Genomic DNA, 15,705 nt, shown 5'->3' on the forward strand with positions numbered 1-15,705 from the left:
CACGGCGGCCTGCCGGCTCAGCGCCGGTGCCGGCCGCCTCCGTACCCGCCGTACCCTCCGCCGCCCCACCCGCAGGAGTAGGGGTACGCCGAGCAGGGGGGCGGTGAGGTGGAGGGCGTGGGGTCCGGGCCGGCCGTGGTGGGCGGGGGCGTCGGGTCCGGGGTGGCGGTGGTGCGGGACGGCTCGGGCGTGGGCGCCGGCGCGGGGGGCGCGGAGCGCGGCGTGGCGGCGGGTGAAGGGTCGCTGGGGCTGTCCCAGTTGACGTTCTGCATCTGCAGGTCAGGCTTGGCCGTGTCCACGGACCAGCGCTGGTCGGCGCCGGTGGCGCGGTTCTTGGTGACCAGCGCGCCGGAGCCGTCGGTGGCCGCGGGGGTGAGCGCCAGGTCCTGGTTCCAGCGCGGCACGAGGACGCCCTGGAGCGTGAAGTCGTAGCGGATGTTCCGGGCCGCCGCGCCGGTGGCCGCACAGGGAGCGAGGCGGACCGAGAAGCCGATGCTGGAGTCCAGGCACAGGTCGGGCGCGGCGGAGTTGCGCAGGCGTCCGTCGGCCTCGTACGACCACTGCTGGCTCGGTGTCGCGCCGCAGCGGGCGAGTTCGGTCTCGGCGCCCTGGACGGCCTGGCCGCCGACGACCGCGACGCACAGCCCCGACGCGAGGTTGCGCAGCCGGCCGTGCACGGCCCCGCCCCGCCCGGCGGCACCCGTCCCGGTCCAGGACGCGCCCGGGCTCGACGCGCCCCTGCCCGGCGCCCGGGACGCGTCGCCGCCCCCGCCGGGAGCCGGGCGGTCCCCGGAGCCGAGCACCGACCACAGCACCAGGGGCAGCACGACCAGACCGCTCACGGTGCCCACGGCCAGGGCGAGCTGACGGCGCCGGGCGCGCCGGGCGGCACGCCGGCCCGCACGGCGGGAAGGGGCCGGCTCGTCATCGGAGCCGGCGGACGGGCCGCAGGAGGCGGACGCGTCGGCGGCGGGGGGACGGCGCCGGTGCGGGGGCCCGGCGGAGCCGCGGGGACGTGCGGGGGCGGCAGGGGTGCGGCGCGGCGGCGGTACGGCGCCCCGACGGCGGGTGGGGGTGGCGGAGTCGCTGTCCTGCTCCGCCGGCCCGGCGGACGTGAAGGACTCGCCGGACGGGGGCGCGGCCGGCGCCGGGGCCGGGGCGGGCGGTTCCTCGGTACGGCTCGCGCACGCGACCACGTAGTCCCGGGCGCCCCAGCCGAGCACGGCCTCCGCCAGCGCGAGACCCAACCCGCTGTTGAAGCAGGCGAGTTGGTCGGCGGTGCGGCGGCAGTGGGTGCAGTGGGCCAGATGCCGGCCCAGGTCGGGGTCCACGTCGACGCCGCCGCGCCGGTAGGTCACGTCGAGCATGCGCAGATAGCGTTGGCACTCCGCGTCGGGCGCCAGTTCGCGGTGCACCTGGAGGCACTCCTCGCGCAACCGCTCGCGGGCCCGGCGCAGTTCGACGCGCGCGTCCTCCTCGGACCGGCCGAGCAGGGCCGCGGGTACGGCGAGGGGTTCGGCCTCGACCTCGGTGTGCCACAGCACGGCGCGGGAGGTCTGCGGGATCCGCTGGAAGGCGCGGGAGAGCAGCCGGCGGCCGGGCGGGGGCAGCAGCCGTGCGGAGGCGCGCTCGCCGGTGGCGCTGGACCGCAGTGCCGGGTGGAGGAGTTCCTGGCGGCCGTCGGCGTCCCACTCGGCGGCGATCCGGCGGACGGTGACGAGCAGCTGGGGCCGCCAGGCGGCGCTCGGGCCGGTCTGCCGGAGCGAGGCGCCGAAGAGGCGGGTGAAAGCGGCGGTGGTGAGCATGCCGGCCGCGCGCGTCCCGTCCGTGCACAGCCGGGCGTAGGCGAAGGCGGCCTCCCAGTGCCGGTCGAGCAGTTCCCCGACGGGATGCAGCGCGGGTGTGGCGCCCGTCCACTTCTTCAGTTCGGCGCTCAGTTCCTCGTCCGACAGGCCTGCCTCATTCACGGCCGCAATTCCTCCAGACGCGATACGGGAATTAGTACATACCAACGGGTATGGGGGTGATGGGGCAGCTCTGGCGTCCACCGGAGGCGGCTCTTGTGAAGCGTGGGGGGTGTACGGTGAGCGGCCTGCGCATGCAGCGGCGAATGTAATTGTCTGCACGCGGACAGCGCACACTTTCGCACAGCAAGCAGTGTGGAACAAGGGATCTCACGCTTTTCCCTATTCAGCCCGGAAGCTTTTCTGTTGACTATCTGTCAAAGGCGATCGGCCGAGCCGATCGCATTCCTCCCCCTTACCGCCGCCCACCCGCCCGGTAGGCGCCGGGCGGCATCCCGTAGTGCTCCCGGAACACCCGGCTGAAGTGGTAGGGACTCGGGAATCCCGAGGCCTCCGCCACCCGCTCCACCGTCAGGTCGGTGGCCCGCAGCAGCAGGGCCGCGTGCCGCAGCCGGGCCTCGCGCAGGGCCCGCATCGGGGACCGGCCGGTGCGCAGGGCGAACAGGTGGGCGAAGCGGGACGGGGACAGCGCGACGCTCCCGGCGAGCGAGCGGACGGTGTGCGGGGCGCCGGGGTCGGCGGCGATCAGCTCCTCGGCGCGGCGCACCCGGGGATCGGCCTCCGGTGGGGCGCTCATAGTCCGGGCGCCGCCGGCCGCGAGCAGGAGCACCTCCTCCAGCGCGCAGAGCGCCAGCTCCCGCGCCGGGAAACCGTCGGCCACGACGACCGGGTCGGGCTCGCGGGAGGCGCGTTCGTCCGGGAACATCCGGGTGAAGGCCGCCCCGATCCGGTCGTGCAGGGCGGCGGGGACGGACGGCAGCGCGTACAGGCCGTCGGCCACGGCGTACGGGGCCAGCCAGGGCGTCCAGGCCGGGCGCGCACCGCAGTGGGTCCACCAGAAGCGCCAGTGCCCGGCGTCGGGTGCGACGGCGTACCGGTGGCGGGTGCCGGGCGCGAGGACCACCAGGTCCCCCGTGCCGGCCCGGGCGCGGGCGGTGCCCTGGCGGAGCAGGCCGCCGCCGCCCGTCGTGAAGGTGAACAGCCAGCTGTCCGAGCCCCGGGGCCGGTGCACACCGTAGCCCGGCCGCTGGTCGTGGCGGCCGGTCACCACCAGGCCGGGCGGCGGTGAGGGGTCACCGGCGGCAGCCGCCCCGGGCAGTTCCTCAGCAGGCACGGACATCCTCCCGTCGGGCGCACCGCCCTAGCGTGACGGACGTACCCCACGTCACGCCACGCCCAGCGAACCCCAGGAGCGGACCCATGACCGTCACGGACAACGACCCCCTACTGCCCGGCGCACTCCGGCAGCGGTTCGAGGAGGACGGGTTCACCGTCGTACGCGGCCTGTTCGACCGGGCCGAGGCCGAGGCTGTGTGCGCTCACTTCGCGGCGCTGCACGCGGCCGGCCCGGTCCCGGGGCACTTCGCACCGCGCCCGGCCGACCCCGACCCGCTGCGCCGTTACCCGCGGGTGATGCAGCCGCACGAATTCAGCGCACCGGCCCGGGAACTGCTGCTGGACGCCCGGTTGCGGACCGTCCTGGAGACGCTGTTCGGCGAGGAGGTGCTGGCGGCGCAGAGCATGTTCTACTTCAAGCCCCCGGGCGCGCGCGGGCAGGCGCTGCACCAGGACAACTTCTATCTGCGGGTCGAGCCGGGCACGTGCATCGCGGCATGGGTGGCCTGCGAGCCGATCGACCGGGACAACGGGGGCCTCGAAGTCGTCCCCGGCACCCATCGGATGGACCTGTTCTGTCCCGAACTCGCCGACGAGGGCGTGTCGTTCGCCCGTGAATACGTCCCGCCGCCGCCCGGACTCGTGCCCGTGCCCGTCGATCTGGCGCCGGGGGACGTGCTGTTCTTCAACGGCAGCCTGGTGCACGGCTCGGGTCCCAACCGCTCGGCCGACCGCTTCCGGCGCTCCTTCATCGGGCACTACGTGGGGCGCTCGGCCGAGCGGATCGGCGCGTACTACCGGACGCTGACCATGAGCGGCGAGCGCGTCCCCCTGCCGCTCAGCGAGGGGGGCGGCCCGTGCGGCACGGAGTTCGTGCCGCAGGGACCGCACTGACGGCTCAGTGACCGCTGATCGCCCGTGCCGTGTACGGCTGCTGCAGTTCCTCGATCTCCTTCTCGCTCAGCTCCAGTTCGACGGCCGCCACCGCGTCCTCGATGTGGTGGGGCTTGCCGGCGCCGACGATCGGGGCCGCCACCGTGGGCTGGTGGAGCAGCCAGGCGAGGGCGACCCGGGCGCGCGGGACGCCGCGCGCCTCGGCGATGCGGGTGACGGCCTCGACGATCGAGCGGTCGCTGTCCAGGTACAGACGGCTGCCGAAGTTGTCGGCGGCGCTGCGGTCGGTGACCGTCCCCCAGTCGCGGGTGAGCCGGCCGCGGGCGAGCGGGCTCCACGGCAGCGCGCTGACGCCCTGGTCGGCGCAGAGCGGCAGCATCTCCCGCTCCTCCTCGCGGTAGAGCAGGTTGTAGTGGTTCTGCATGCTGACGAACTTCGTCCAGCCGTGCCGCTCGGCCGTGTACTGGGCCTTGGAGAACTCCCAGGCGTACATCGAACTCGCCCCGATGTAGCGGACCTTGCCCGCTTTGACCAGGTCGTGCAGCGCCTCCATCGTCTCCTCGACCGGGGTGGCGTGATCGTAGCGGTGGATCTGGTACAGGTCGACGTAGTCGGTGCCGAGGCGGCGCAGGCTGTGGTCGATCTCGGTCATGATGGCCTTGCGGGACAGCCCCGCCCCGTTGGGGCCCGGCCGCATCCGGCCGTTCACCTTGGTGGCCAGCACGATCTCGTCGCGGTTCGCGAAATCGCGCAGGGCCTTGCCGACGATCTCCTCGCTGGTGCCGTCGGAGTAGACGTTGGCGGTGTCGAAGAAGTTGACGCCCGCCTCCAGCGCCTGCCGGATGAGCGGGCGGGACGCCTCCTCGTCGAGGGTCCACTCGTGGACTCCGCGGTCAGGCAGACCGTAGGTCATGCAGCCCAGACAGATCCGCGACACGTCCAGGCCCGTGGAACCGAGCTTCACGTACTGCATCGATGCTGCTCCCGCCGTCGGAAACGATGGTCACGACCGAGCGTACGGCGTGCACCGGCACGGATTTGACGAGGGGAACACGCGGGCGATTTGATCCTGACACGTGCCGCGCCGCCCGGCGTGCGCAGGATGGAGCGGACTTGTCCCCCAAGGGTGTTCACCGCGCCGCGGGTTCCGTGCGGACCGCCGGCGCTCTGGCAGCGGCCCTGGTCGTCACCGTGTCGGCCCTGGCCGGCTGCGCCGGCGGCGGCTCCGGGGGCGGTGCTCGGGACGGCGGTCCGGCGGGCGGTGACCGGGACGGGCACGGCTCGCCGGCGCCGGCCGCGGTGCGGCTGCCGCCGCGCCACGCCGGGTTCGACTACCAGATCGGCGGCGCCTATCCCCCGCCCGCGGGGGTGCGGATCGTCAGCCGCGACCGCTCCGGCTCGCCCGCCCGGGGGCTGTACAACATCTGCTACGTCAACGCCTTCCAGGGCCAGCCCGACGAGCGCTCCTCCTGGCCCGCCGACCTGCTGCTGCGTGACGCGCACGGCGGGGTCGTCATCGACGAGGACTGGAACGAGCCGCTGCTCGACATCGGCACCCCGGCCAAGCGGGAGCGGGTGGCCGAGCGGGTGAACCGCTGGATCGACGGTTGCGCGGAGAAGGGCTTCGACGCCGTCGAGCCGGACAACTACGACAGCTACACCCGCTCCCACCACCTGCTCACCGCGTCCGACGCGACCGCGTTCATGACCCTGCTGTCCCGGCACGCGCACGCCCGGCACCTGGCCGTCGGACAGAAGAACACCGCTGCGCTGACCGGGCAGCGCCGGCGGGCCGGGCTGGACTTCGCGGTGGCGGAGGAGTGCGGGCAGTACGACGAGTGCGGGGTGTACGCGAAGGCGTTCGACGACCGGGTCGTGGACGTCGAGTACACCGACAGCGGCCTGCGCAAGGCACTCGCCGGCTGGGGCGAGCGGCTGAGCATCGTACGGCGGGACCGGGACGTGTCGACTCCGGGGGCCGCGCAATACGTCCGAAAAACGCGGTGACGCTCCGCCGGGCGGCCCCACGCGCCGTCGCAGGTGCCATGGCCTGCCCCCTTCGGCGCGCTGGTGCGCAGGGGCGCTGATATTGCTGCCCCCAGGTGACCGACCGGCGTGGGAGCCGGTGGATCGTCGTACTGTCGGCTCATCCTCGGCGGCAGACGACCGGCGTCCGGCCGGTCACGGCCGCCTCGGAGGAAACGCGGTGCCGACACGTTCCACCACGCTCAGAACCCTGGCCGGGGCAGCGCTGCTGCCGCTGGCCCTCGTCACCCCCGCCTGCGCCTGGGGGCAGTCCGCAGCCGCCTCGGCGCCCGAGACGCCGGGCACGCTGTGCGCGGCCGCGGGCACGCTGCACGGCCCCCACGGCGAGCAGGCGCAGGTCAGCCTGTGTGCGGACACCGGCTCCCCCAGGCTGAACATCACGGCCCCGGCCACCTGCCGGGGCGCCGCCGCCAAGGTGCACTACGCCTGCCGTACCGAGGGCACCTGGGAGGTGCGCCGCGCCGGCAAGTCGCTGGGCACCGGATCGCTGCCCGGCTCCCGGCTGTACGCGGGGCCGGGCGCGTACGACATCTCCGCCGCCGTGCGGGTGAAGTCGTCGCCGGCCGGGGTCGACCTGAAGGGCACGGTGCGGGCCGTCCTGTCGCTGACCGCGCCGCTGGAGAAGGCCACGCACTTCGTCACCACCGACAAGACGGTGCTGCGCCGCAACGCCACGACGACGGTGACGTACACGATCCGCCGGGACAGCGACCAGGGTGACGGCAACGCGCGGCTGGGCATGATCGGCGAGGAGGGCACCGGCGTGCGGATCCGCAGCGCCGACCACCGCTGCGTGAACCCGCTGGTGGGCCGCTACCCGTCGAAGACCCGGCTGGCGCACTCGCTGGACTGCACGGTGACCGAGCTGCAGCCCGGTCACCCGGAGAGGATCAGGATCCAGGTCACCGTCGGGGCGAAGTGCTCGTCGGTCGTCTCGAAGCTCGGCTACTGGGTGCCGCGCGGCCAGAGCATGTACACCGGCGCCATGCTGGAGGGCCCGAAGCTGACCTGCCGCTGAGCGCCGCGCCGGAAACGCGGTATGCCCTCGGCTCAGAGCGGCCCGAGCAGGTCCAGTGCCCGCCCCCACGCGAAGTCCGGCCGGCTGCCGTCCGGCCGGACTTCTCCGTTGTACGGCTCACCGAAACGGACGCCCATGGCGCCGAGCCGCGCCAGACTGTCCCGGTAGGCGGGGTGGGCGGCCAGGGCGTCGGCCACGCAGGGCAGGACCGCCACGGGTATGCCGAGGCCCGCGGCCTCGCACAGGGTGCCGAGGGCGAGCGTGTCGGCGATGCCGGCCGCCCACTTGTTGACGGTGTTGAAGGTGGCGGGCGCGACCGCCACGGCGTCCGGCGGCGGGAACGGGCGCGGATCGGCCGGGGTGCGCCAGGCCGAGCGGACGGCACGGCCCGTCAGCGCCGCCACCGCCTCGGTGTCGAAGAAGCCGCCCGTGGCGACCGGTGTCGCGATGACACCGACCTCCCAGTCCCGCTCCTGCGCGGCGCTGATCAGCTCGGTCACGGCCGCGGCGATGCCGGCCGCACAGACGACGACGTAGAGGAAGGGTTTCTCGGCCGCACGGGTCATCCGGGAACCCTACTGGAGCGGGAAGGACGCCCCTCGCTCGGCCTCGGGCCGGGGGCCGAGGATCCGGCGCTCGTGCTCCTCGATGGCGACGTCGTTGATGCTGGCCTCACGCCGGGTCATCAGGCCGTGTCCGTCGAACTCCCACAGCTCGTTGCCGTACGAGCGCCACCACCGGCCGTCCGCGTCGTGGCACTCGTACTGGAAGCGGACGGCGATGCGGTTGCCGTCGAAGGCCCACAGGTCCTTGCGCAGGGCGTAGTCCAGTTCGCGCCGCCACTTGGCGGTGAGGAACGCGACGATCCCGGCGCGGCCGGTGACGAAGGTGTCGCGGTTGCGCCAGCGGGAGTCCTCCGAGTAGGCGAGCGCCACCCGCTGCGGGTCGCGTGTGTTCCAGGCGTCCTCGGCGGCCTGGACCTTCCGGGCGGCGGTCTCGCGGGTGAACGGCGGCAGGGGCGGGCGGGCGGTCACGGTCTCCTCCTGGGCTTCGGCAACACTGGAGAACGAGCGTTCTCCGGATGGCTGCTACGATAGGAGAACGCACGTTCTCGCGTCAATGTACGTACCCGGGAGGCAAAAGATGCCGATACCGCCGCTCACCGCCGAGGCCGCCCGGGAGCGGGCTCTCGACGCCGCGGAGGCACTGTTCTACGGCCGCGGCATCCAGGCCGTCGGCATGGACGAGCTGCGCGGAGCCTCGGGCCTCTCCCTCAAGCGGCTGTACCAGCTGTTCCCGGCCAAGGAACAGCTCGTCGCGGCCTATCTGGCCCGGCGCGACGAGCGCTGGCGCCGGCGGCTGGCCGAGCACGTCGCGCGGGAGCGGGACCCGCTGCGGCGGATCCCGGCCGTGTTCGACTGGCTGGAGGAGTGGTTCGGCGAGGACGGCTTCCGGGGCTGCGCCTGGCTCAACGCCTACGGCGAGCTGGGGCCGGCCTCCGCCCTGGTGGCGGAGCAGGTGCGCGCCCACAAGGAGGCGTTCCGCGGCTACCTCGCCTCGCTCGTGGCCGAGGCGCGGCTGCCCGCCGCCCTGACCGGTCCCCTCTTCCTGCTGGCCGAGGGGGCCATGGTCACGGCGGGCGTCACGGGCGGCACCCGGCCGGCGGCCGAGGCCCGCGCGGCGGCGCGGGCGCTGGTGGCGGCCGCCGGTGCGGACGGGATCAGCCGGTGGTCTCCGACACCGTGATCGCGCCGACCGGGCAAGCGCGGGCCGCCTCCTTGACCATCGTGTCGTCCGTGCCGTCCTCACGGCCGGGGAGCAGGGTGCTGAAGCCCTCGTCGTCCTGGGTGAAGACGTTCGGGGCGGTGAGCGCGCACTGCCCGGCGCCGATGCAGACGTTCGTGTCGATGCTGACCTTGAATCGCATGGGCTGAGCCTCTTACCAAGTCACGGGGAGTTCCAGCATCCCCTGGATCGTGTCGCCGCGCTTGAACGGGACGTCCGCGGCCGGGACGGCGAGGCGCAGGCCGGGCAGCCGGTTCAGCAGGCTGCCGAGGGCGATCTCCAGTTCCGCGCGGGCCAGGTTCTGGCCCAGACACTGGTGGATGCCGAAGCCGAACGCCACGTGATGGCGGGCGGAGCGGTGGAAGTCCAGGGTGTCCGGATCCTCGTACTGCGCGGGGTCGCGGTTGATCACGGAGGTCGAGAAGAGCACGCCCTCCCCGGCCCGGATCGTGTGACCGTCGATCTCGATGTCCTCCACCGCCACGCGCTGCAGCCCCTCCGCGATGGAGAGCATCCGCATCAGCTCCTCGACGGCGGCGGGCAGCAGCGCCGGGTCGGCGCGCAGTTCGGCCAGCCGGTCGGGGTGCTGGAGCAGGGTGAAGGTGCCCAGCGAGATCATGTTGGCGGTGGTCTCGTGGCCTGCGACCAGCAGGATCAGGGCCAGAGACACCGCTTCGGCGCGCTGCAGCTCGCCGTCGCGCAGCTGCTGGTGGACGAGGTCGTCGAGGATGCCGTCGCCGGGCTCGGCCTGCTTCGCCTTGCCGTCGATGAGCCCGCCGATGTACTCCTCCAGCCGGGCACGCGCGGCCACGGCCTCGTCCGCCGTCCGGCCGCGCAGCAGTCGGCGGGACTGCTCCTCGAAGAACTCGTGGTCGGCGTACGGCACGCCGAGCAGGTAGCAGATGACCGTCGACGGCACGGGCAGCGCGAAGGCGGAGACCAGGTCGGCGGGCGGGCCCTGGGCGATCATCCGGTCCAGCAGCTCGTCCACGACCCGCTGGATCCAGGGCCGCAACTGGGTGGCGCGCCGGACGGTGAACTCCGGGATCATCATCCGCCGCTGCCGGTTGTGTTCCGGGTCGTCCACTCCGAGCAGGGCCACCCGGCGGTCGCGGATGCCCTGGAAGCGCCGGGCGGGCACGGGGAATTCGGGACGGCGGCGGTCGGCGGACAGCCGGGGGTCGGCGAGCAGGGCGCGGGCGGCGGCGTGCCCGGTGACCGCCCAGACCTCGCGGCCGTCGAAGAGGGTGACGCGGGACAGGGGCCGCGCGTCGCGCAGTGACTGGTATCCGGTGGGCGGGTGGTAGGGGCAGGTGCGGTCCTGGGGGAAGGCGACGGGTTCGGCCGGGGTCGCCGGGCCGGTCATGTCCGTCAGTTCCGTCATGAAAAGACCTCGCAGACGAAGAAGTGCGTGGTGCCGATATTCATTAGATGCCCGAGGCACCTATAGGTCCACGACAAGTTCGGCCACTTCGGTGATCGGTGGGATCTGGCCGAACAAGAGGGGTGCGAGGGACGGGAACCGGCCGGATTCCGCGGCCCGAAGCCGCCCGCCGGCCACCGGGGGTGGGCCCGGCCGGCCGGTCATGACTCCAGGGTACGGCTCCGCTCCGGCGCGAAGGCGCGGGCCACGGCCAGGCTGTCCTCGTACACGTGGTGCCGTACGACGAGACCGTCGCGCACGGTGAGGTGCAGGGCGAACCGGGACGTGTACGCGCGGCCGGTGGGCGCGGCCGTCTGCCGGATGACGCCGAGGACCACCGCGTCCTCGCCGTCCACCAGGATCCGGTCGACGCCGGTGTCCGCCTTCTCCGGTACGTGGTGGGCGGCCAGTTCCCGGAAGTGGGCCTCGGTGTCGGCGCGGGTGGAGCGGTGCCGGATCCACGGGGTCTCAGCGCGGCCGTGCTCGTCTTCCGGCCAGCTCAGCTCCCAGTCGCAGCCCTCCGCGTACAGGTCGGCGATCCGCCGTGGGTCGCCCTCGCCGATGCGGCGGAGCAGTTCCTGCACGACGGCGCGGGTGGTGGCGGCCGGGGCGGTCGGGGTGCCGGACATGCGGTTGTCTCCTTCCGGGGTGGCCGCGCCGGTGCGCGGGCGCGGCGGGACCACTGTGCCGCGAGGCGGAGGTGGCGCGCGATGACCTGTGAGGTAAGGGCCGTTCGGGGGAAGGGATCCGGCGGTGCGGATGATCCGCGCGGCCGCCGGCGTTGACGTGGCGACGGCAGACAGCCTTTGGACCGACGAAGGGAACGGACCCCATGCCTCTTGAGGGTGAGTACGAGCCCAGTCCGGCGCAGTGGGTGCGCGAGCAGGTCGAGCTGTACGAGAGCTCCGGCGGGAAGGAGGGAACGACACTCCTGGACACCGGACTTCCGGTCATCATCCTGACGACCCGGGGCGCGAAGAGCGGCAAGATCCGCAAGACGCCGCTGATGCGGGTGGAGCACGACGGGGCGTACGCGGTGGTCGCCTCGCAGGGCGGCGCGCCCACGCATCCGGTGTGGTACTTCAACATCACGGCCGATCCGCACGTCGAGCTCCAGGACGGGCCGGTCCGCCAGGACATGCGGGCCCGCGAGGTCACGGGCGAGGAGAAGGCGCTGTGGTGGGAGCGGGCCGTGGCCGCGTACCCGCCGTACGCCGACTACCAGAAGAAGACCGATCGGGAGATCCCGGTGTTCGTGCTGGAGCCCTTCTCCCGGAGCTGATCCCGCATCGGACACCGACGGAATTTAGAAAAATCTGTGCCCGGCAGGTGTGACCGCGCATCGGCGCGGGCACTCGTGCATCAGGGCCCCGCCGCGTTCCCCCGTCGCGGCGGGGCCCCCTTGTGCCCTCACCCGCGGGCCTCCCGGCGAACGGGTGGCCCCCGAAGGGCGGCCCGCTAGGAGGGTGGTCCGACGAGGAAGGAGTCACACATGGCCAAGAACAAGAAGAAGAAGCTCCCCTTCGTCTACCAGCCGATCGGTTTCGTACTGAGCTGGGCGAGCGGCGCCGTGGCCGGTATCGCCTTCCAACAGGCGTGGAAGGCGCTGCGGCACGAGGACGACGCGCCCGACGCCCTGGACCCGGACCGTGGCTGGGGGGAGATCCTGCTGGCCGCGGCGGTGCAGGGGGCGATCTTCGCGGTGGTGCGCAGTGCGGTGGATCGCGCCGGCGCCAAGGCCATCCAGCGGTCGACGGGAGTGTGGCCCGTGGCCTCCGCGCAGGAGGGCGAGGAGTGAGCCGCACGTGCCTGCCGCCCGCGCCCGTCACGGGGCGATCCACTCGCCCTCTCTCATCAGCGTGCGGCCTTCCAGCTCGTTCGCCTCGCGCCAGGCCTGGACGCGGTGCGGGAGGACCCTGAAGTAGAGGTAGGGGGTGGCCAGTTGGCGGGGGTCGAAGCCTGTCTTGCCGGCGAATACCTCCGCGTCCTCCTCGGGGAGGTCCTCCGGTGTCACCGCCTGGGCGGTGCCCTCGATCACGACAACGTCCCGGGTCAGGCCGAGGCCGAGGCGGGTCCGGCCCGTGGCGACGAGATTGCGGCCCGTGGGGCTGTCGGCCGGAGTGGCGATCAGCAACGTGGCGCCGTCCCACACGAAGGACAGCGGCACGAGATAGGGGGCGCCGCCGTCGGGGCCGGCGGTGGCCACCCAGACGTCGACATCGTGCTCCAGCCGGTGCAGGGTGTCCCTCGTGCGCTCCGCGGCGGTGCGGGCGGGCGGTGGGGTCATGGCGTACGGCCTCCTCGGGATGCGGAACCCGTCCAGTGTGACCGCCGGGCCGCCCCGTCCGCACGGACGTGGTTCAGGCGTGTCCGAGCGACCGCGGTCAACGCACCGCCGTTGCCGTCCCGGACATGACGATGCACACGAACTCGCCGGACCGCGCACCGAGGTGGTGGACGTCGACGGCAACTGATCGGCGAAGGCGCTCACGGCGACACACCGGACCGGCCGGCGCAGCCGCCCGGCCCCACTCACCACACCCACACCCGCGAGCAGCACCTCCACGAGGGCGCAACACACCCGGCCGACGACCACCCCGGCAGGGCAGACCCTGCCCAACCGCGCGACCGGTCACTCACTGTCAACCGCGGCGGTCCGTCACGCGGTTGAATGCCCTCGGCGTACGGGCCGGGCGGCACCCGGCCGCATGCGGCGCACCTCCAGAAGGTGCGCTCGGGCGACGTGTCGTGGCTCGCCCGGCTCGTGGCGGCCTCCACCGTCCAGGCATCCCGCGGGGCCGAGGGGCTCGCGGACCGGGCCGCCCGGCCGGGCCCGTTCGTGACGCGCGGGGTGGCTCAGCGGGTGCGCTGGAAGGTTCTGCGGTATGTCTGCGGGGACACCCCGATGGCCGCGTGCAGGTGCTGGCGCAGCGAGGCGCCGGTGGCGAAGCCGACCTGGGCGGCGATCCGGTCCACCGGCAGGTCGCTGGACTCCAGCAGATGCCGGGCGCGTGTGACGCGCTGCTGGATCAGCCAGCGGCCGGGGCTGAGGCCGACCTCGTCGTTGAAGCGGCGGGCGAAGGTGCGCAGGCTCATCCGGGCGTGCCCGGCCAGGTCGGCCAGGGTGAGCGGTTCGCCGAGGCGCTCAAGGGCCCACAGCCGGGTCCCGGCCGTGCTCGCCGCGCCGCTCTCCGGGACGGGCTGCTCGATGTACTGGGCCTGGCCGCCGTCCCGGAACGGCGGGACGACACAGCGGCGGGCGACGGAGTTGGCCAGTTCGCTGCCGTGGTCGGTGCGGACGATGTGCAGGCAGATGTCGACGCCGGAGGCGGCTCCGGCGGAGGTGAGGATGCGGCCGTCGGCGACGAAGAGGACGTCCGGGTCGAGGTCCACGCGGGGGAAGCGGCGGCGGAACACCTCGGCCACCTGCCAGTGCGTGGTCGCGCGACGGCCGTCGAGCAGACCGGCCTCGGCGAGGACGAAGGCGGCCGTGCAGATCGAGACGATCCGGGCGTCCGGGCGGATCCGGTCGAGGGCCGCGGCGACCTCACCGGGCAGTTCGGCGGGGATGTACGCGGGCGGCATCGAGGTGACCACGACCGTGTCCGCCGTGTCCAGGATCTCGGGGCCGTGCTCGACGCCGATCGTGAAGTCCGCGCTGCTGCGCACCGGGCGGCCGTCGACGGAGCAGGTCAGCACCTCGTAGTGGCCGTCGGCGGCGCCGAGGATCCGGTTCGGGATGCCCAGTTCGAAGGGGTAGGCGCCGTCCAGGGCGAGAACGGCCACCCGCTCGGGGCGCCGGATGCGCGGCAGTGCTGCGGTCATGGCACGATCCTAGCGAAAGGTGGCCATCATGCCATTTCCCGGCCGCGCGAACCCGGGCAGGCTGGGTGACCATGAGCGATGTGAACACGATGCGAGCCATGAGCCAGGACGTCCTCGGCGGCCCCGAGGTCCTGAAGGAAGTACGGCTGGAGCGGCCGGAGCCGGGCCCGAACCAGGTACTGGTCCGGGTGCGGGCCGCCGGGGTCAACCCCACCGACTGGAAGCACCGGTCCGGCGGCCTGTTCCTGGGTGAGCCCCCGTTCGTCCTGGGCTGGGACGTCTCCGGCGAGGTCGCCGCGACCGGGATCGGCGTGGCCGCCTTCTCGCCCGGGGACGAGGTCTTCGGCATGCTGCCGTACCCGTACGGCGCCGGCTCGCACGCCGAGTACGTGATCGCCCCGGTGCGTGCCCTCACGCACAAGCCGGCCTCGATCGACCACGTCCAGGCGGGCGCGCTGCCCCTGGTGTCCCTGACCGCCTGGCAGGCGCTGACCGAGCACGCGGACGTTCGGCCGGGGCAGCGGGTGCTGATCCACGCGGCGGCCGGCGGGGTCGGCCATGTGGCCGTGCAGATCGCCAAGGCGCGCGGCGCCCACGTGATCGGCACGGCGAGCGCCGGCAAGCACGGCTTCCTGCGGGAGATCGGCGTGGACGAGCCGATCGACTACCGGACGACCGACGTCACCGAGGCTGTGCGGGACGTGGACGTCGTCCTGGACACGATCGGCGGGGACACCTCCGTCGCGTCGCTGAAGGTCCTGCGGCCGGGCGGTGTCGTGGTGTCGATCCTGCCCGGCGGCTCCCCGGGGTTCCACGAGGAGGCCGAGCGGCTCGGCGTACGGGGCGTGCAGATGCTGGTGGACGCCGACCGGGCCGGGATGGAGGCGATCGCGCAGCTGGTGGACTCCGGGAAGCTGAGGGCGACGATCGCCGGGACGTTCCCGCTGGCCGACGCGGCGAAGGCGCACGCCCTGGGCGAGACCGGCCGGACGGCGGGGAAGCTGGTGCTGCTGGTCGACTGATCTCGCACAGCGGCCTACTGATCGACATGCGTCGAACTCAGCGACATATGTCAATCGAACATGCTCAAATTCCTTCCAGCAAGGGTAACTTGACGGTCGAGACGTGACACGGCGGCCGGACGCGGGAGGGAGGTGACGTGGTCGTGCGGGACGAGCGCGCACCCTTCCACCGGCAGCTGCGGGTCTACGCGTACCAAAAGCACACCGTGCTGGAGCTGCGGGGCGAGATCGACCTGGTCTCGGCGACGGAGATCGGCCCGCTGCTGGACCGGTTCACCGGCGGGCCCCGGGCGCGGGTCGTCATCGACCTGCGCCCGGTGGAGTTCTTCGACTGCTCGGGACTGCGGCTGCTGCACCGGGCCCGCACCCGGGTGGTGGGCGGCGGCGGGCAGCTGCACCTGGTGTGCGCGCACCCGCTGACCCTGCGCGCCCTCGACGTCACCGGGCTGTCCCGACTGCTGCCCGCGTACCCGAGCCTGGACGCGGCCCTGGCCCGCTCCGGGGCCGCCTCCGACCCGCTCTGACGGCGGGCCCGCCGCGACGACCGCGGCC

18 protein-coding genes are annotated in these 15,705 nt (G+C 73.4%); 8 read left to right on the forward strand and 10 right to left on the reverse strand.

Going from position 1 to position 15,705, the window contains the following annotated elements; genetic code table 11:
* Positions 1 to 17: 17 nt before the first annotated feature.
* Together ACZ60X_RS17380 and ACZ60X_RS17385 are read right to left on the reverse strand one after the other, a co-directional pair.
* Positions 18 to 1,967 carry a ricin-type beta-trefoil lectin domain protein gene (locus ACZ60X_RS17380; protein ID WP_469599031.1) on the reverse strand — a complete coding sequence of 650 codons (1,950 nt, stop codon included), beginning with the start codon at positions 1,965 to 1,967 and terminating at the stop codon, positions 18 to 20.
* Positions 1,968 to 2,259: 292 nt separating this feature from the next.
* Entirely contained in the window at positions 2,260 to 3,144 is an 885-nt protein-coding gene (locus tag ACZ60X_RS17385; protein WP_469599033.1) for a helix-turn-helix domain-containing protein, read from the reverse strand.
* Positions 3,145 to 3,224: 80 nt separating this feature from the next.
* On the opposite strand from ACZ60X_RS17385, the gene ACZ60X_RS17390 reads away from it, so the two are divergent.
* Entirely contained in the window at positions 3,225 to 4,034 is an 810-nt protein-coding gene (locus ACZ60X_RS17390) for a phytanoyl-CoA dioxygenase family protein (RefSeq protein ID WP_469599035.1), read from the forward strand.
* 4 nt (positions 4,035 to 4,038) lie between these two features.
* Here ACZ60X_RS17390 and ACZ60X_RS17395 read toward each other — a convergent pair whose 3' ends face one another.
* Positions 4,039 to 5,007, reverse strand: coding sequence for an aldo/keto reductase (locus ACZ60X_RS17395; protein ID WP_469599037.1), 969 nt, complete (start codon positions 5,005 to 5,007; stop codon positions 4,039 to 4,041).
* Between the two features lie 140 nt (positions 5,008 to 5,147).
* Here ACZ60X_RS17395 and ACZ60X_RS17400 point away from each other — a divergent pair, with 140 nt between their 5' ends.
* Both ACZ60X_RS17400 and ACZ60X_RS17405 read left to right on the forward strand, forming a co-directional pair.
* Positions 5,148 to 6,041 (forward strand): endo alpha-1,4 polygalactosaminidase, encoded by an 894-nt coding sequence (locus ACZ60X_RS17400; RefSeq protein WP_469599039.1) that lies wholly within the window; start codon positions 5,148 to 5,150, stop codon positions 6,039 to 6,041.
* A gap of 199 nt (positions 6,042 to 6,240) precedes the next feature.
* On the forward strand, positions 6,241 to 7,098 hold the full coding sequence (locus ACZ60X_RS17405) for a hypothetical protein (RefSeq protein WP_469599041.1): 858 nt from the start codon (positions 6,241 to 6,243) through the stop codon (positions 7,096 to 7,098).
* 32 nt (positions 7,099 to 7,130) lie between these two features.
* Here the strand turns inward: ACZ60X_RS17405 and ACZ60X_RS17410 are convergent, their stop codons facing one another.
* Both ACZ60X_RS17410 and ACZ60X_RS17415 read right to left on the reverse strand, forming a co-directional pair.
* Positions 7,131 to 7,664 carry a flavoprotein gene (locus tag ACZ60X_RS17410; RefSeq protein ID WP_469599043.1) on the reverse strand — a complete coding sequence of 178 codons (534 nt, stop codon included), beginning with the start codon at positions 7,662 to 7,664 and terminating at the stop codon, positions 7,131 to 7,133.
* 9 nt (positions 7,665 to 7,673) lie between these two features.
* Positions 7,674 to 8,132 (reverse strand): nuclear transport factor 2 family protein, encoded by a 459-nt coding sequence (locus ACZ60X_RS17415; protein ID WP_469599045.1) that lies wholly within the window; start codon positions 8,130 to 8,132, stop codon positions 7,674 to 7,676.
* Positions 8,133 to 8,241: 109 nt separating this feature from the next.
* Here ACZ60X_RS17415 and ACZ60X_RS17420 point away from each other — a divergent pair, with 109 nt between their 5' ends.
* Positions 8,242 to 8,844, forward strand: a complete 603-nt coding sequence (locus ACZ60X_RS17420) for a TetR/AcrR family transcriptional regulator (RefSeq protein ID WP_469599048.1) — start codon at positions 8,242 to 8,244, stop codon at positions 8,842 to 8,844.
* On the opposite strand, the gene ACZ60X_RS17425 is transcribed toward ACZ60X_RS17420, so the two are convergent.
* From ACZ60X_RS17425 to ACZ60X_RS17435, 3 genes are all read right to left on the reverse strand, one after another.
* Positions 8,819 to 9,025, reverse strand: coding sequence for a ferredoxin (locus ACZ60X_RS17425; RefSeq protein WP_469599050.1), 207 nt, complete (start codon positions 9,023 to 9,025; stop codon positions 8,819 to 8,821). The genes ACZ60X_RS17420 and ACZ60X_RS17425 overlap by 26 nt on opposite strands.
* Before the next feature lie 12 nt (positions 9,026 to 9,037).
* Complete coding sequence (locus ACZ60X_RS17430) at positions 9,038 to 10,267, reverse strand: cytochrome P450 (RefSeq protein WP_469599052.1); 1,230 nt, start codon at positions 10,265 to 10,267, stop codon at positions 9,038 to 9,040.
* A gap of 200 nt (positions 10,268 to 10,467) precedes the next feature.
* Positions 10,468 to 10,935: a nuclear transport factor 2 family protein gene (locus ACZ60X_RS17435; RefSeq protein ID WP_469599054.1), complete on the reverse strand. Its 468-nt coding sequence runs from the start codon at positions 10,933 to 10,935 to the stop codon at positions 10,468 to 10,470.
* Positions 10,936 to 11,138: 203 nt separating this feature from the next.
* Here ACZ60X_RS17435 and ACZ60X_RS17440 point away from each other — a divergent pair, with 203 nt between their 5' ends.
* Together ACZ60X_RS17440 and ACZ60X_RS17445 are read left to right on the forward strand one after the other, a co-directional pair.
* Positions 11,139 to 11,588, forward strand: coding sequence for a nitroreductase family deazaflavin-dependent oxidoreductase (locus tag ACZ60X_RS17440; protein WP_469599056.1), 450 nt, complete (start codon positions 11,139 to 11,141; stop codon positions 11,586 to 11,588).
* A gap of 210 nt (positions 11,589 to 11,798) precedes the next feature.
* Positions 11,799 to 12,104: a DUF4235 domain-containing protein gene (locus ACZ60X_RS17445; protein ID WP_469599058.1), complete on the forward strand. Its 306-nt coding sequence runs from the start codon at positions 11,799 to 11,801 to the stop codon at positions 12,102 to 12,104.
* 27 nt (positions 12,105 to 12,131) lie between these two features.
* Here the strand turns inward: ACZ60X_RS17445 and ACZ60X_RS17450 are convergent, their stop codons facing one another.
* Together ACZ60X_RS17450 and ACZ60X_RS17455 are read right to left on the reverse strand one after the other, a co-directional pair.
* A complete protein-coding gene (locus ACZ60X_RS17450; RefSeq protein WP_469599060.1) occupies positions 12,132 to 12,593 on the reverse strand; it encodes a pyridoxamine 5'-phosphate oxidase family protein in 462 nt (153 codons plus the stop codon).
* 569 nt (positions 12,594 to 13,162) lie between these two features.
* Positions 13,163 to 14,131 carry a GlxA family transcriptional regulator gene (locus ACZ60X_RS17455; protein WP_469599062.1) on the reverse strand — a complete coding sequence of 323 codons (969 nt, stop codon included), beginning with the start codon at positions 14,129 to 14,131 and terminating at the stop codon, positions 13,163 to 13,165.
* Between the two features lie 71 nt (positions 14,132 to 14,202).
* On the opposite strand from ACZ60X_RS17455, the gene ACZ60X_RS17460 reads away from it, so the two are divergent.
* Together ACZ60X_RS17460 and ACZ60X_RS17465 are read left to right on the forward strand one after the other, a co-directional pair.
* Positions 14,203 to 15,153 carry an NADP-dependent oxidoreductase gene (locus ACZ60X_RS17460; protein WP_469599065.1) on the forward strand — a complete coding sequence of 317 codons (951 nt, stop codon included), beginning with the start codon at positions 14,203 to 14,205 and terminating at the stop codon, positions 15,151 to 15,153.
* Between the two features lie 143 nt (positions 15,154 to 15,296).
* Complete coding sequence (locus ACZ60X_RS17465; RefSeq protein ID WP_469599247.1) at positions 15,297 to 15,677, forward strand: anti-sigma factor antagonist; 381 nt, start codon at positions 15,297 to 15,299, stop codon at positions 15,675 to 15,677.
* The last annotated feature ends 28 nt before the right edge of the window (positions 15,678 to 15,705 follow it).

This window comes from Streptomyces sp. NPDC104106 (assembly GCF_055584345.1).